Here is a 15,214-nt window from a genome sequence, read left to right as displayed (position 1 = left end):
GGGCTCCACGGGCAACTCCAGCGGCCCGCACCTGCACTTCGAGGCCACTCGGGGGGAGGCGGGCCTCACGCATGTCCCGGGACTGCTACTGCTTCCCGCTGTCCTTCTTCTTCGCCTCGGCATCCTCGATGACCACCTCGGCCACCTGCTGCATCGACATCCGGCGGTCCATCGAGGACTTCTGGATCCAGCGGAACGCGGCCGGCTCCGTCAGCCCGTACTGCGTCTGCAGGATGCTCTTGGCCCGGTCCACCAGCTTCCGCGTCTCCAGCCGCTGCGAGAGGTCCGCGACCTCCTTCTCCAGCGCGCGCAGCTCCGCGAACCGGGACACCGCCATCTCGATGGCCGGCACCACGTCACTCTTGCTGAACGGCTTCACGAGGTACGCCATGGCCCCCGCGTCCCGCGCCCGCTCCACGAGGTCGCGCTGCGAGAACGCGGTCAGCATGAGGACCGGGGCGATGGACTCCTGGGCGATCTTCTCGGCGGCGGAGATCCCGTCCAGGACGGGCATCTTCACATCGAGGATGACCAGGTCGGGGCGGTGCTCACGGGCCAGCTCGACGGCCGTCTGCCCGTCGCCGGCCTCACCGACCACGGTGTAGCCCTCCTCTTCCAGCATCTCTTTCAGATCGAGACGGATGAGCGCCTCGTCCTCGGCGATGACGACCCGGGTCGTCAGCGGCGGAACGTGCGACTGGTCGGCGTCGGCCATGGGCGTCGACTCGTGCTCGGCGGTCACGGGGGGCTCCTCTTTGCGGGGCGCTTCGGCTTGGATGAGCCTACCTAGCTGCAGTGCGCGACGGTCACCCGGTACACTCCGACCAGCACCCTAGCCGGGTTGGCGGAATGGCAGACGCTGATGTCTCAAACACATCTGTCCGTAAGGACGTGCGGGTTCGAATCCCGCACCCGGTACGTGTCCGAAAAGCGGACGTTCACATTCTCGTGAACGTCCGCTTTTTGCTACCCGCGGCCACCGGCGATGACGCACAGTCGTCGCATGGAACTCCACAGCCTCGAAGTACGCCAGAAGGCCCTGTCCATGCTGCGCGGGGGAACCAGGAATGCCGAGGTGGCCCGCCACCTGAATGTCCCACTCGGAACCGTGAGCTACTGGAAGCACAAGGACCGGGCCCAGCGCGGCGAGTGCCCGGGATCGCATGATCCGCGTTGCCCTCGGTGCGATGACACGCCCTTGGACGAGCCCGCCTACGCGTACCTGCTGGGCCTCTATCTCGGCGACGGCCACATAAGCCAGTATTCGGGCCACCGGGTGCCCAATCTCATGATCACTTGCGACGACAAGTGGCCCGGTCTCATGGCCCTGGCCGAACAGGCGATGGGCCTGGTGTTCCCGTCCAATCGAGTGTGCCGCGTTCGCAAGGTCGGCTGCCACAACGTGAAGGTGTACTCGATGCACCTGACATGCCTGTTCCCGCAGCACGGGCCCGGGAAGAAGCATGAGCGGCGGATCGTCCTCGAAGAGTGGCAGCGGGAGATCGTTGACGCGCACCCCTGGGCGTTCGTGCGGGGGCTGATCCACTCCGACGGGTGTCGGGTCACCAACTGGACCGTGCGCAACGGCAAGCGCTACGAGTACCCGCGGTACTTCTTCACCAACAAGTCCGACGACATCCGCAGGCTCTGCACCGACACCCTCACCCGGCTGGGCGTCCGCTGGACCGTTCTCGCCCGCGGCAGCGACCCGTTCAACATATCCATCGCCCGCAAGGAGTCCGTCGCGTTGATGGACGCCCACGTAGGGCCGAAGTACTAGCCCGCGTCGGGCAGGGGCCCGACGCGGTGGGGCGGGGTCAGCGGACCGGGGCGCCGATGTGGTGGATGCGGACCAGGTTCGTGGAGCCGCTGACTCCGGGGGGTGAGCCGGCCGTGATGACGACCACGTCGCCCGGGACGCAGCGGCCGATGCGCAGCAGTTGTTCCTCGACCTGGGCGACCATCGCGTCGGTGGAGTCGACGTGGGGGCCGAGGAAGGTTTCGACGCCCCAGGTGAGGTTGAGCTGGGAGCGGGTGGCTTCGTCGGGGGTGAAGGCGAGGAGGGGGATCGGGGAGCGGTAGCGGGAGAGGCGGCGGACGGTGTCGCCGCTCTGGGTGAAGGCGACGAGGAATTTCGCGTCGAGGAAGTCGCCCATTTCGGCGGCGGCGCGGGCGACGGCTCCGCCTTGGGTGCGGGGTTTGTTGCGGTCGGTGAGGGGTGGGAGGCCCTTGGCGAGGATGTCTTCTTCGGCGGCTTCGACGATGCGGGACATGGTGCGGACGGTTTCGACGGGGTAGGTGCCGACGCTGGTTTCGCCGGAGAGCATGACGGCGTCGGTGCCGTCGATGACGGCGTTGGCGACGTCGGAGGCTTCGGCGCGTGTGGGCCGGGAGTTGTCGATCATCGAGTCGAGCATCTGGGTGGCGACGATGACGGGTTTGGCGTTGCGCTTGGCGAGTTTGATGGCGCGCTTCTGGACGATGGGGACGTGTTCGAGGGGCATTTCGACGCCGAGGTCGCCGCGGGCGACCATGATGCCGTCGAAGGCGGCGACGATGTCGTCGATGTTGTCGACGGCTTGGGGTTTTTCGATTTTTGCGATGACGGGGAGGCGTCGGCCCTCTTCGTCCATGATGCGGTGGACGTCGTCGATGTCGCGGCCGCTGCGGACGAAGGAGAGGGCGATGACGTCGGCGCCGGTGCGGAGGGCCCAGCGGAGGTCTTCGATGTCCTTGTCGGAGAGGGCGGGGACGGAGACGGCTACGCCGGGGAGGTTGAGTCCTTTGTGGTCGGAGACCATGCCGCCTTCGATGACGCGGGTGTGGACGCGGGGGCCGTCGATGTCGGCGACTTCGAGGGTGACGCGGCCGTCGTCGACGAGGATGCGTTCGCCGGGGGTGACGTCGGCGGCGAGTCCTTTGTAGGTGGTGCCGCAGGTGTGGCGGTCGCCGGGGTGGTCGTCGACGGTGATGGTGAAGGTGTCGCCGCGTTCAAGGAGTACGGGGCCTTCGTGGAAGCGGCCGAGGCGGATCTTCGGGCCTTGAAGGTCGGCGAGGATGCCGACGCTGCGGCCGGTTTCGTCGGCTGCCTTGCGGACTCGCTGGTGGCGTTCCTCGTGTTCGGCGTAGGTGCCGTGGCTGAGGTTGAGGCGGGCGATGTCCATTCCGGCTTCGACCAGGGCTTTGATCTGGTCGTACGAGTCGGTGGCGGGGCCCAGGGTACAGACGATTTTCGCTCGGCGCATGGGGCGAGCCTATTCCCCTACCAATGGGTAGGTAATCGCTTCCGGGTGTCCACTCAACAACCTTTGAGCAAAAGGTTGTTGACAACTGTTGAATGTGCATGGGGGTGCTCCGATGAGCACCCCCGGAAGCGGTTTTCGGCGGTTTTTCAGGGCGCGGATCCGAGGCGTGGGTCAGAGGCGCGGAGGGGTCATGGTGAAGCGTGCGTTGACCTGTGCGTGGACGGTCTGGCGCTGGGGTTCGAGGTCGAGGGGTGCGGGGCCGGTGTCCTCGGTGGCGCTGAAGGCCATGGTGCGCATGCCGCCGCCGGCGGGGGCTCCGTAGGGGCTGGCGTTCTCGGCGTCGAGGTCGGCGAGTTCGACGAGGGCGGCGAGTTGGGCGCCGAGGGCGTCGGCGTATTCGCGGGCGCGCTGGACGGCTTCGAGGACGGCTTGGCGGCGGGCTTCGCCGTGGGCGGGTGAGGTGGGGCGCAGGGTCCACCAGGGGCCGTCGACGTGGGTGAGTTCGAGGTCGGCGAGGCGGGTGGTGAGTTCGCCGAGGGCGGTGAAGTCGCTGAGTTCGGCGGTGAGGTGGACGCGGCCGGTGTAGGCGCGGATGCGTTCGGTGCGGCCGTGGCGGGTGAGTTCGGGGGTGATGGAGAAGGTGCCGGTTTCGAGTTTTTCGACGGCGTCGCCGTAGCTCTTGATGAGGTCGAGGGCGGCGTTGTTGCGTCGGGTGAGGTCGTCGAGGGCGGTGCGGCGGTCGGTGCCGCGGGCGTCGACGGTGATGCCGATGCGGGCGATTTCGGGGTCGACTTCGAGGCGGGCTTCGCCGCGGACGGCGACGCGGGGGACGTCGGGGGTTCCGTAGGGGTGGTGCGTTGCGTCCTGGGTCATGGTTTCACTGTCGCACTGTCGTGCGCATGGGTGGGGTCATCGGATCGAAACCTGGCGGGGGTGTTGCGAGTTGTTACCCGTGGGTCAGAATCTACGCGCGTTGTTCAGTGACGAGGGAGATGGCATGGCGTTCGACCGCAGGACTTTCATAGGGACGACGGCTGCGACGGGTGCGGGTGTGGCGCTGGCGGGGGCAGCGGGGGCCCCGGCGGCGGCCGCGGCGCAGCCGGATGCGGGGGCGGCGGTGTCGGCTTCTGCTTCGGCGGGCCGGCCGGGGTCGCGGACGTACGCGTTCACGGTGATGGGCACGACGGATCTGCACGGGAATGTCTTCAACTGGGACTACTTCACGGACAAGGAGTTCGACGACAAGGCGCACAACGATGTGGGTCTGGCGAAGATTTCGACGCTGGTGGAGCAGGTGCGGGCGGAGAAGGGGCGTTGTAACACGCTGCTGATCGACGCGGGTGACACGATCCAGGGCACGCAGTTGTCGTACTACTACGCGAAGGTGGATCCGATCACGGCGCGGCGTGGTCCGGTGCATCCGATGGCGCAGGCGATGAACGCGATCGGCTATGACGCGGCGGCGCTGGGGAATCACGAGTTCAATTACGGGATTCCGGTGTTGCGGAAGTTCGAGGAGCAGTGTGATTTCCCGCTGCTGGGGGCGAATGCGCTGGATGCGAGGACGCTGCGGCCGGCGTTCCCTCCGTACAGCATGCATCGGTTGCGGACGCCGCACGGGCGGGAGGTGAAGGTGGCGGTGCTGGGGTTGACGAATCCGGGGATCGCGTTGTGGGACAAGGCGAATGTGCAGGGGAAGATGACGTTCCCGGGTCTTGAGGAGCAGGCGGCGAAGTATGTGCCGCGGTTGCGTTCGATGGGCGCGGATGTGGTGATCGTGTCGGCGCATTCGGGGTCGAGTGGTACGTCTTCGTACGGGGATCAGTTGCCGTATGTGGAGAACGCGGCGGCGTTGGTGGCGGAGCAGGTGCCGGGGATCGACGCGATTCTGGTGGGGCATGCGCATACGGAGATTCCGGAGTACCGGGTGCGGAACGGGGCGACCGGTAAGGAGGTGGTGCTGTCGGAGCCGCTCAAGTGGGGGCAGCGGCTGACGTTGTTCGACTTCGAGCTGGTGTGGGAGAAGGGCCGCTGGTCGGTGGCGAAGGTCGCGGCGAAGGTGTTGAACTCGAATGCGGTGGCGGAGGACCGGAAGATCACGCGGTTGCTGGCGGACGAGCATCGCAAGGTGGTGGCGTATGTGAATCAGGTGATCGGTACGTCGACGCAGGCGATGTCGTCGGCGGAGGGTCCGGTGAAGGATGTGCCGATCATCGATCTGATCAATCATGTGCAGGCGGAGACGGTGAGGGCGGCTCTGGCGGGTTCGGAGTGGGCGGCGCTGCCGGTGGTGTCGCAGGCGTCGTGTTTTTCGCGGACGGCGGCGATTCCGGCGGGGAAGGTGACGATCCGGGATGCGGCGGGGCTGTATCCGTTCGAGAACACGCTGGAGGCGCGGCTGTTGACGGGTGCGCAGTTGAAGGACTATCTGGAGTATTCGGCTCGGTATTTTGTGCGGACGGCGCCGGGGGATGTGGTGGATCCGGCGAAGCTGACGAATGCGGAGGCGATTCCGGACTACAACTACGACGCGGTGTACGGGTTCTCGTACGACATCGATATCGCGCAGCCGGTGGGTTCGCGGATCTCGGGGTTGTCGTTCCAGGGGGCGCCGGTGGATCCGGCGGCGCGGTTCGTGCTGGCGGTGAACAATTACCGGGCGTCGGGTGGTGGGAACTTCCCGCATGTTCCGCAGGCGCGGCAGTTGTGGGCGGATTCGGATGAGATCCGTAACACGATCATCCAGTGGGTGAAGGCGAAGGGCACGGTGGATCCGGCGGGGTTCGCGTCGGTGGACTGGCGTCTGACGCGTGCCGGGGTGCCGGTCTTCTAGGCCGTAGTCCCCTCTTGTGCGGGGCCGGTGTCCGCGGCGGCGGGCGCCGGCCCTTTTTTCCGGTGTCAGGGGCCGGTGCGGACGAGGTGGGTGGGGACGGCGGCGTCGAGGGCGGCGATGACGCGGGTGACGCCGAGGGCGGGGGCGGTTTCGTCGCGGATGCCGGTGCCGAAGGTGAGCACGGCGGAGAGGGGCCCGGGGCCGGGCCCGGCCTGCCACAGGACGGTGACTCCGCCGACGCTGGTTCGCTGCATGACGGCGACGATATCCGCAGCTCAGGGCGGGTCGGCGGTGGGGTCAGGGGTGGTCGACGAGGGGGCGGAGGCGGCTGGTGGGGTGGGGGTGGGGGTGGGTGCGTTGTTCGAGGCCGAAGGTGGTGAAGGCGGTGCGTGGGGGCTGGGGGTAGGGGTTTTTGCCGGTGAGGGTGTTGAGGATGGTGGCGCTGCGCCAGGCGGCGAGGCCGAGGTCGGGGGCTCCGACGCCGTGGGTGTGGCGTTCGCCGTTCTGGATGAAGACGCTGCCGGTGACGGAGGGGTCGAGGACCATGCGGTGGCGGTCGTCGATGCGGGGGCGGCCGGAGGAGTCCTTGCGGAGGTACGGGTCGAGGCCGGCGAGGAGGCTGCCGAGGGGGCGTTCGCGGTAGCCGGTGGCGAGGACGACGGCGTCGGTGGTGAGGCGGGTGCGGGTGCCCTGCTCCAGGTGTTCGAGGTGGAGTTCGACCTGGGTGGTGCCGATGCGGCCGGCGGTGCGGACGGTGACGCCGGGGGTGAGGACGGCGTCGGGCCATGCGCCGTCGAGGCTGCGGCGGTACAGCTCTTCGTGGATGGCGGCGATGGTGGCGGCGTCGATGCCCTTGTGGAGCTGCCATTGGGCGGGGAGGAGCCGGTCGCGGGCCGGTTCGGGGAGGGAGTGGAAGTAGCGGGTGTAGTCGGGGGTGAAGTGTTCGAGGCCGAGCTTGGAGTACTCCATGGGGGCGAAGGCGGGGCTGCGGGAGAGCCAGGTGAGGCGTTCGCGGCCGGCGGGGCGGGCGCGTAGGAGGTCGAGGAAGACCTCGGCGCCGGACTGGCCCGAGCCGATGACGGTGATGTGGTCGGCGCCGAGGATGCGCAGGCGGTGGTCGAGGTAGTCGGCGGAGTGGATGACGGGGACGGTGGGGGTTTCGGCGAGGGGGCGCAGCGGTTCGGGGACGTGGGGGGCGGTGCCGATGCCGAGGGCGAGGTGGCGGGCGTGGGTGCGGCCGAGGGCTTCGGCTTCGCCGGTGGCGTCGAGCTGGGTGAAGTCGACTTCGAAGAGGTCGCGTTCGGGGTTCCAGCGGACGGCGTCGACCTGGTGGCCGAAGTGGAGTCCGGGGATGCGGCCGGCTGCCCAGCGGCAGTAGTTGTCGTATTCGGCGCGGTGGATGTGGAACTGCTGGGCGAAGTAGAACGGGAAGAGACGTTCCTGTTGCTTGAGGTAGCTGAGGAAGCTCCAGGGGCTGGCGGGGTCCGCGAGGGTGACGAGGTCGGCGAGGAAGGGGACCTGGAGGGTGGCGCCTTCGATGAGGAGGCCGGGGTGCCAGCGGAAGTCGCGGCGGCGCTCGTAGAAGGCGGTGGCGAGTTCGCCGGCTCCTTGCTGGGGGAGGCCGTGGGCGAGGGCGGCGAGGGACAGGTTGAAGGGGCCGATGCCGATTCCGACGAGGTCGTGGGGTGCATCGAGCTGGGCGGTCATCGGTGGGTGCTGCCTTCCAGGAGGGCGATGAGGGTGTCCAGGTCTCCCGCCGTGGTGTGCGGGTTGAGCAGGGTGGCTTTGAGCCAGAGGCGGCCGTCGGCGTGGGTGCGGCCGAGGACGGCGCGGCCTTGGTGGAGGAGGGTGCGGCGCAGGGTGGCGAGGGTGTCGTCGTCGGCGTGGGTGGGCCGGAAGAGGACGGTGGTGAGGGTGGGGGGTGCGTGGAGTTCGAAGCCGGGGTGGGCGTCGAGGCGGTGGGCGAGCTGCTGGGCGAGTTCGCAGGTGCGGTCGATGAGGGCGGCGAGGCCGTCGCGGCCGAGGGCGCGCAGGGTGGTGGCGATCTTGAGGGCGTCGGGGCGGCGGGTGGTGCGCAGGGAGCGGCCGAGGAGGTCGGGCAGGCCGGCGGCGGTGTCGTCGGTGGCGTTGAGGTAGTCGGCCTGGTGGGCGAGGGGGGTGAGCAGGCGGCTGTCGGGGACGGCGAGGAGTCCGGCGGCGACGGGCTGCCAGCCGAGTTTGTGCAGGTCGATGGTGATGCTGTGGGCGCGGGCCAGGCCGGCGAGCTTGTGCCGGTGGTGGGGGCTGAGGGTGAGGAGGCCGCCGTAGGCGGCGTCGATGTGGAGGTCGGCGCCGTGGTGCTCGCAGAGGTCCGCGATGGCGGGGAGCGGGTCGATGAGGCCGGCGTCGGTGGTGCCGGCGGTGGCGGTGACGAGGGTGGGGCCGGGGGTGGCGGCGAGGGCTTCCGCGAGGCGGGCGGGGTCGAGGACGCCGGCGGGGGTGGGGATTTCGGTGGCTGGGGGGAGGCCGAGGAGCCAGGTGGCTCGGGGGATGGAGTGGTGGGCGTTGGCGCCGTGCAGGACGGTGAGGGGGGCGCCTGGGGTGGCCTTGCCGCCGGTGCCTTTGTGGGTGCCGGTGCCGTTGTGGGTCCCGTTGCCGTTGGGAGTTCCGTTGCCCCTGTGGGGGCCGCGGTTGTGGGTCCCGTTGGCGCCGGGGGCGTTGTGGGTGCCGGTGCCGCCGGGGGCGTGGCGTTCGCGGGAGAGGAGGACCGCCAGTTGGTTGGCTTCCGTGCCGCCGGTGGTGATGAGGGCGTCGGGGTGGGGGGTGGCGTAGAACTCGGCGGCGAGGGTGCGGGTGAGGAGGGCTTCGATCGCGGAGGCGGCGGGGGCCTGGTCCCAGGAGTCGAGGGAGGGGTTCAGCGCGGCGGCGGCGAGGTCGGCGGCTGCGGCGACGGCGAGCGGTGGGCAGTGCAGGTGGGCGGCGCAGAGGGGGTCCGCGGGGTCGGCGGCGCCGGCGGTGAGGGTGTGTACGAGGGTACGGAGGGCTTCGTGCGCGCCGGTGCCGTGCTCGGGCAGGGCGGTGTCGCCGAGGGCGGCGTGGACGCGGGCGGTGACGGCGTCGGGGCCGCCGGCGGGGAGGGGGCCCGGGCGGTCGTGGGCGCCGGTGCGGAGGGCGTCGAGGACGGTGTGGAGGAGGGGGCGCAGGGCTTCGGGGCCGTGCCGGCCGCCGGCGAGCGGGGGTGGCGGGGCGGGCGCTGTCAACGGGACCTCCGGGGGCTGGCCGGGGGTGCGTGGCCGCACCCGGCCAGTACAACGATCAGACCCGAATGGGGTAACCGCCGGGGTTTGTCCGGATCGGGGTGCGGGGGTGCGGGGGTGCGGGGGGGGCGTGGGGTGGGGGCCGGTGCCGGGGGCGGGGTGGGGTGCCGTCCTGGACTGCATGATTTATGGCGCCCGGGGCTGAACGGCCTGTGCGGGGCGCATGGCGCCAACAAATCACGTTTTACGTCCAGGACAGCACCCCACCCCGCCCCCGTCACCGGCCCGGCCGTCCGCCCCGCACCCGGCCGACGCCCCGCCGGGGTCGGGGACGGGCCGGGGTGTTGTCCGGGACGTAGAACGTGATTTGTTGGCGCGGTATCCCGTGTTCGGGCCGGTTCGGGCAGGGCGCCATAAATCATGCAGTCCCGGACGACACCCCGGCCCGGCCCCGGCCCCGGCACCCCATACGGCCTGGCTCCCCGCAGGGGCCCCGCAGGGGTACCGCCTAGCTCCCCGCAGCCGTGCGCGCGCGGAGGGCTCGGGCTACGTCGTCCAGTTGGTCCACCAGTTTGCGGCGCAGGAGCGGGATCAGGTCCGGGTCCGTCAGGCAGGCGTGGCCCGCCTTGAGGTTGGTCTCGTCCACCGCGTAGACGGGGAAGGCGTAGCGGCCCGCGGCTTCGCCGATGGCGGGGCCGCGGCGGGTGGCGAGGGCTACGGCCTCGGGGTAGAAGCGGGCCACGTAGTCCCGTACGAGTTCGGCTTGTTCGGGCTGCCAGAAGCCCTGGGCGGTGGCGGTGAAGAGGTAGTTGGAGAGGCTGTCGTCGCGGAAGAGGCGGTCCCAGGCGGCGGCCTTGGCCTCGGGGGTGGGGAGGGAGGCGCGGCAGCGGGCGGCGCCCTCCTGGCCGGTGGCGCTGGGGTCGGCTTCGAGGGCGGCGTCGATCTCGGGCTCGCCGATCGCGCCGAGGACGCTGAGGCGGGCGAGGATGCGCCAGCGGAGTTCGGGGTCGAGGGCGGGGCCGCCGGGGACGGTGTCGTCGGCGAGCCAGGCGTCGAGGGTGTCGGGCTGGGTGGCGCTGCCGATGAGGGTGCGTACGGCGGTCAGCCGCATGCCCGGTGCGGAGCCGTCCTCGGTGCGCCGGAGCAGGTCGCGGGCGATGGTGGTGAGGGTGCCGAGGGCGGCGGTGCGGGCTTCGGGGGCGACGTAGCGTACGGCGACCTCGGTGCGGGCGAAGGCCAGGACGCCCTGGACGATGGCGAGGTCGCGCTCCTCGGGGAGGTGCGCTTCGGCGGTGGCCAGGTAGTCGTGCGGGGAGAGTTCGCCGTCGCGGACCATGTCGCGCAGGCAGTTCCAGGCGACGGCGCGGGTCAGGGCCTCGGGGATGCCGGAGAGGCCGCGCAGGACGGTGTCGAGGGAGGTGTCGTCGAGGCGGATCTTGGCGTAGGTGAGGTCGGCGTCGTTGAGGAGGAGCAGGGCGGGGCGGTTGCCGTCGGCGGAGACCACCTCGGTGGAGGGGACGTCGAGGTCGAGGAGTTCGCGCAGTTCGAGGTCGCGTCCGTCGCGGTCGTAGACGCCTACGGCGATGCGGTGGGGGCGGCTGCCGTCGCGGTCGACGGTGAGGGTCCAGCCGGTGGGGCTCTCCTCCACGCGGGGGGTGAGGGTGTCGGTGCCGGTGGTGCGCAGCCAGGCGTCGGCCCAGGCGCGGACGTCGCGGTCGGTGTGGGCGGCGAGGGAGTCGATGAAGTCGTCGAGGGAGGCGTTGGCGAATTTGTGGCGGGCGAAGTGGGTGTTGATGCCGGCCAGGAAGTCCTTCTCGCCGAGCCAGGCGACGAGCTGGCGGAGGGCGGAGGCGCCCTTGGCGTAGGAGATGCCGTCGAAGTTGAGGAGGGCGGAGGTGGTGTCGGGTACGTCTTCGGGGGCGGGGGCGACGGGGTGGGTGGAGGGCCGCTGGTCGGCGTCGTAGCCCCAGGGCTTGCGGGTGACGCCGAAGTCGGTCCAGGTGTCGGTGAAGCGGGTGGCTTCGGTGAGGGTCTGGTAGCCCATGTATTCGGCGAAGGACTCGTTGAGCCAGATGTCGTCGAACCAGGCGAGGGTGACGAGGTCGCCGAACCACATGTGGGCCATCTCGTGGGAGATGGTCATGGCGCGGGACTGCCGTTCGGTGTCGGTGACGGCGGAGCGGAAGATGTATTCGTCGCGGAAGGTGACGAGGCCGGGGTTCTCCATGGCGCCCGCGTTGAACTCCGGTACGAATGCCTGGTCGTAGGAGTCGAAGGGGTACGGCTCGGTGAACTTCTGCTGGTAGCGGTCGAAGCAGGCGGTGGTGACGGAGAGGATCTCGTCTGCGTCGGCGTCGAGGTGGGGGGCGAGGGAGCGGCGGCAGTGGATGCCGAAGGGCAGTCCGGCGTGCTCGGTGGTCACGCTGTGCCAGGGCCCTGCGGCGACGGCGGCGAGGTAGGTGGAGATGGGGGGTGTGGGCGCGGACTGCCAGATGGCGGCGCCGGTGCCGGTCTCGCCGGTGCGGGTGGTGATGCCGTTGGCGAGGACGGTCCAGTGGTCGGGGGCGGTGACGGTGAACTCGAAGACGGCCTTGAGGTCGGGCTGGTCGAAGGCCGGGAAGACGCGCTGGACGTCGTCGAGGAACATCTGGCTGTAGACGTACGTGTGCCCGTCCGCGGGATCGGTGAAGCGGTGCAGGCCCTCGCCGGTACGGGAGTACCGCATGCGGGTGTCGAGGTGCAGCTCGTGGGGGCCCGGGGTGAGGGCGGTGAGCGGGAGGCGGTTGTCTTCCAGTGCCGCCACGTCGAGGGGGTGGCCGTCGAGGGTGGCGGAGAGCAGCTCGTGCGGCTTGAGCTCGATGAAGGTGTCGCCGGTGGTGCGGGCCGTGAACCGGATGGCGGCGGTGGCGCCGAAGGTGTCGTCGCCGGAGGTCAGGTCCAGGGTGACGGCGTAGTGGTGGACATCGAGGAGCTGGGCTCGGAGCTGCGCTTCGGTGCGCGTGAGTGCGGACATGGGGCCCATGCTGCCGCAGGGGGCGGCCGGACCCCGAGCCTTTACTCTTCGCCCGCGGCGATCGTCTCGTGGTGGCGGATGACCTCGGCGATGATGAAGTTGAGGAGCTTCTCGGCGAAGGCCGGGTCGAGCTTGGCGTTCTCGGCGAGCTGGCGCAGGCGGGCGATCTGGCTGGCCTCGCGGCCCGGGTCGGCCGGGGGCAGCTGGTGGCGGGCCTTGAGGTGGCCGACCTGCTGGGTGCACTTGAAGCGTTCGGCGAGCATGTGGACCACGGCGGCGTCGATGTTGTCGATGCTGTCGCGCAGGCGGGCGAGTTCGGCGGTGACGTTCTCGTCCGTGCCGTTGCCGTTGCCTGCGGCGGTGCCGGGGCCGTTGTCGGTGTCGCTGGTGTTCATGGGTCACGAGAATACGTGGAGGTCGGGCGGGTGGCGGCGGGGCAATCGCTCCGTGAGACGGGGCTCCGCCGCCGCCCCTCGCGGGGCTCCGCCCCACACCCCGCGCCTCAAACGCCGGCGGGGCTGAATCCGGGGGGCCTCCGCCCGGCGGGAGCCCAGGGCTGCGGGCCGAGCCTGCGGCGGCCTTCCGCCTCAAACGCCGGCGGGGCTGGATCGGGGGGCCTCCGCCCGGCGGGCGGACGGCGTGTACTCCCCGCGTGGGGCCGAAAAGCGTGCCCTCCCCGTCGGACGGTGTCCGGCGGGGAGGGCACGGGTGAGCGGGGGCCGTCAGAGGGTGGCGGCTGCGCTCTTGATCTGGGCGGCGAAGGTGGAGACCTCCGTGTACACGCCCGGGTAGCCGGGGCGGGCGCAGCCGTTGCCCCAGCTCACGATGCCGACCTGGAGCCAGGCGCCGGCGTCGTCGCGGCGGAACATGGGGCCGCCGGAGTCGCCCTGGCAGGTGTCGACGCCGCCCTGGTCGAAGCCGGCGCAGAGCTCCTCGCCGGGTACGAGGTCGCTGTACGCGGCCTTGCAGGAGGCGTCGGAGACGAAGGGGACGGTGGCCTTGAGCAGGTAGCGCTGCTGGCCGCCGCCCTCGCGGGCCGCGCCCCAGCCGGCGACGGTGAAGGTGCCGTTGTCGTACGCCTTCGTCTCGGCGATCTTGAGCGTCGGCAGGTTGATGGGCTTGGCGAGCTTGATCAGTGCCCAGTCCTTGCCGGTGCCGTTGTAGCCGGGTGCGCGCAGCACCTTGGTGGACTTGACCTTGATGGCGCTGGAGCTGTTGAGGTCGACGACCCCGGCGGTGGCGGTGATGGAGGTGTTGTTGCCGGAGGCGCCGACGCAGTGGGCGGCGGTCAGGACGATCTGCTGGGTGTAGAGGGCTCCACCGCAGCCCATGGAGAGGCGCACCATGAAGGGGAACTCGCCCTGGGCGGCGCGGACACCGCCGACGACCGGGGCGGTGCCGGCGCTGGCGGTGCCGGGCTGGAGGCTGACGGCGGCGAGGGCCACGGCGCCGGCGGCGAGGCTGCGCTTCATGAATCGCACAAGGGTGGTCATGGTCGGCACACTGCCTTTCGTGGGGGGTTGGGCCGTGCGTGTCATCGGGGAATGACGGGTCCATGACACCTCAGGGATGTGACGCACATCAAGAACCCACTTTCGGCCAACTCCCGTTCCCACAACAGAGATTGCTGTATGGAGGACCCCATGGCGCACAACGGCGGCCCGCGCGGGCCGGTCGAGCACGGATTTCCGCACCTCCCGGTCGTCCGCGCCGCGATCACCGCCCTCTTCCGCCGCCTGACGGCCGACGGCGTCCGCGCCTACGCCGCGAGCGTCTCCCCCGCCGACGCCGCCTTCGGCCCGGCCGACGACCTCCACCTGGGCGCGCACCGGGTGGCCGCCGCCATGGTGCGCGCCCTGCGGCTGCCGGACGCCCGGATGGCGGTCGCCTTCCGCCCCATGGAGCAGGCCGCCACCGTCGAACTGGCCGCCGGGCCGGAGTACTTCGTCGAGGTCAGCGACCGCTTCCGGACCCACCGCCGGGACCTCGGCGCCGCCCTCGCGCACGAGGTGGCGCACGTCCTGCTGCACCGGCTGGGCCTGGAGTTCCCGGACACCACCGACCACGAGATCCTCACCGACACCACCGCCGCCTACCTCGGCGCCGGCTGGCTGCTCCTCGACGCCTACCGCGAGGACGCGCTCACCCACCAGAAGTTCGGCTACCTCACCCCGGAGGAGTTCGGCTACGTCCTGGCCCGGCGCGCCGCCCTGTTCGGCGAGGACCCCTCGCCCTGGTTCACCAGCCCCGTGGCCTACGAGGCGTACGCGCGCGGCAGCGCCCTGGCCCGCCGGGAGCTGCGCCGCCCCCCGCTGGCCGCGGCCGGACCGCTCGCGCGGCGGCGCTACGCCCTGGCCCGCCGCGCCGCGGGGACGGGCCGCGCGGTGGCCGCGCCGGGCGCGGAGCCGGCGTACCGCTTCGCACCCGAGGGGGCGGGGCTGCGGGTGGACTTCGCCTGCCCGGTGTGCGGGCAGCGGCTGCGGGTGCCGGTGCGCGGGCGGCTGCGGGCGCGGTGCGGGCTGTGCGGGACCGTGCTGGAATGCGACACCTGAGGCGGGCGGGCCCGGCTCAAGATCATTCATCCGTCGGCCACAAAAAGTTTCCTACCGGCCGGTAGACAGGGGAGGAGTTCTCGCCAACTCTGGTCACGTCCATGTCAATTCGTGACCGAGGAGCCGCCCCCCATGCGCAGTTTCCGCCGCACTCGCACGTCCCGCACCGCCATCGCCACGGCCGCCGCGGCCGCCGTCCTGACCCTGGTCCCGGCCACCGCCGCCCAGGCCGCACCGGCCCCCGCGCCGGGAACACCCCTGCTGTCGATCACCGTCTCGACGTACCCCGCCCCGGAGGGCGGCCTCAACACCTCCCCCCGGCCGGCGGCCGAAGC

Annotated in this window: 12 protein-coding genes, 1 tRNA gene and 1 pseudogene; 5 read left to right on the top strand and 9 right to left on the bottom strand. The window is 70.8% G+C overall.

Annotated features, from left to right (window positions below; translation table 11 throughout):
- Nucleotides 1–85: 85 nt before the first annotated feature.
- A complete protein-coding gene (locus tag ABZ873_RS31830; protein ID WP_360879525.1) occupies nt 86–715 on the bottom strand; it encodes a response regulator in 630 nt (209 codons plus the stop codon).
- A 120-nt stretch (nt 716–835) separates the two neighbouring features.
- Here ABZ873_RS31830 and ABZ873_RS31825 point away from each other — a divergent pair.
- A tRNA-Leu gene (locus ABZ873_RS31825) sits at nt 836–918 on the top strand.
- An 85-nt stretch (nt 919–1,003) separates the two neighbouring features.
- The gene (locus ABZ873_RS31820; protein WP_360879522.1) at nt 1,004–1,780 is read left to right on the top strand and encodes a helix-turn-helix domain-containing protein; all 777 of its coding nucleotides are present in this window, start codon (nt 1,004–1,006) and stop codon (nt 1,778–1,780) included.
- A gap of 37 nt (nt 1,781–1,817) precedes the next feature.
- Here ABZ873_RS31820 and pyk read toward each other — a convergent pair whose 3' ends face one another.
- Nucleotides 1,818–3,245, bottom strand: a complete 1,428-nt coding sequence (gene pyk / locus ABZ873_RS31815; RefSeq protein WP_360879519.1) for a pyruvate kinase — start codon at nt 3,243–3,245, stop codon at nt 1,818–1,820.
- Nucleotides 3,246–3,416: 171 nt separating this feature from the next.
- Nucleotides 3,417–4,118, bottom strand: a complete 702-nt coding sequence (locus ABZ873_RS31810) for an SIMPL domain-containing protein (RefSeq protein WP_360879516.1) — start codon at nt 4,116–4,118, stop codon at nt 3,417–3,419.
- 124 nt (nt 4,119–4,242) lie between these two features.
- Between ABZ873_RS31810 and ABZ873_RS31805 the strand changes: the two genes are divergently transcribed.
- Nucleotides 4,243–6,078 (top strand): 5'-nucleotidase C-terminal domain-containing protein, encoded by a 1,836-nt coding sequence (locus tag ABZ873_RS31805; protein WP_360879513.1) that lies wholly within the window; start codon nt 4,243–4,245, stop codon nt 6,076–6,078.
- A 65-nt stretch (nt 6,079–6,143) separates the two neighbouring features.
- Here ABZ873_RS31805 and ABZ873_RS31800 read toward each other — a convergent pair whose 3' ends face one another.
- The 6 genes from ABZ873_RS31800 to ABZ873_RS31775 form a co-directional block, all read right to left on the bottom strand.
- Nucleotides 6,144–6,332, bottom strand: coding sequence for a hypothetical protein (locus ABZ873_RS31800; RefSeq protein WP_360879510.1), 189 nt, complete (start codon nt 6,330–6,332; stop codon nt 6,144–6,146).
- A gap of 43 nt (nt 6,333–6,375) precedes the next feature.
- Complete coding sequence (locus tag ABZ873_RS31795) at nt 6,376–7,785, bottom strand: SidA/IucD/PvdA family monooxygenase (protein ID WP_360879507.1); 1,410 nt, start codon at nt 7,783–7,785, stop codon at nt 6,376–6,378.
- Complete coding sequence (locus ABZ873_RS31790; protein ID WP_360879504.1) at nt 7,782–9,317, bottom strand: pyridoxal-dependent decarboxylase; 1,536 nt, start codon at nt 9,315–9,317, stop codon at nt 7,782–7,784. The genes ABZ873_RS31795 and ABZ873_RS31790 overlap by 4 nt, the downstream gene beginning before the upstream one ends.
- Nucleotides 9,318–9,822: 505 nt before the next feature.
- A complete protein-coding gene (gene pepN / locus ABZ873_RS31785) occupies nt 9,823–12,336 on the bottom strand; it encodes an aminopeptidase N (RefSeq protein ID WP_360879502.1) in 2,514 nt (837 codons plus the stop codon).
- Nucleotides 12,337–12,368: 32 nt separating this feature from the next.
- Nucleotides 12,369–12,722 (bottom strand): chorismate mutase, encoded by a 354-nt coding sequence (locus ABZ873_RS31780; RefSeq protein ID WP_360879499.1) that lies wholly within the window; start codon nt 12,720–12,722, stop codon nt 12,369–12,371.
- A 327-nt stretch (nt 12,723–13,049) separates the two neighbouring features.
- Nucleotides 13,050–13,820 (bottom strand): serine protease, encoded by a 771-nt coding sequence (locus ABZ873_RS31775; protein ID WP_360879496.1) that lies wholly within the window; start codon nt 13,818–13,820, stop codon nt 13,050–13,052.
- A 150-nt stretch (nt 13,821–13,970) separates the two neighbouring features.
- Between ABZ873_RS31775 and ABZ873_RS31770 the strand changes: the two genes are divergently transcribed.
- Both ABZ873_RS31770 and ABZ873_RS31765 read left to right on the top strand, forming a co-directional pair.
- Nucleotides 13,971–14,879 (top strand): hypothetical protein, encoded by a 909-nt coding sequence (locus ABZ873_RS31770; protein ID WP_360879493.1) that lies wholly within the window; start codon nt 13,971–13,973, stop codon nt 14,877–14,879.
- A gap of 132 nt (nt 14,880–15,011) precedes the next feature.
- Nucleotides 15,012–15,214, top strand: a pseudogene (locus ABZ873_RS31765) (hypothetical protein); the annotation flags it as partial.

The sequence above is a fragment of the Streptomyces sp. NPDC047014 genome (assembly GCF_040644195.1).
Classification (GTDB): Bacteria; Actinomycetota; Actinomycetes; order Streptomycetales; family Streptomycetaceae; genus Streptomyces.
This window is presented reverse-complemented; position numbering and strand designations above follow the sequence as displayed.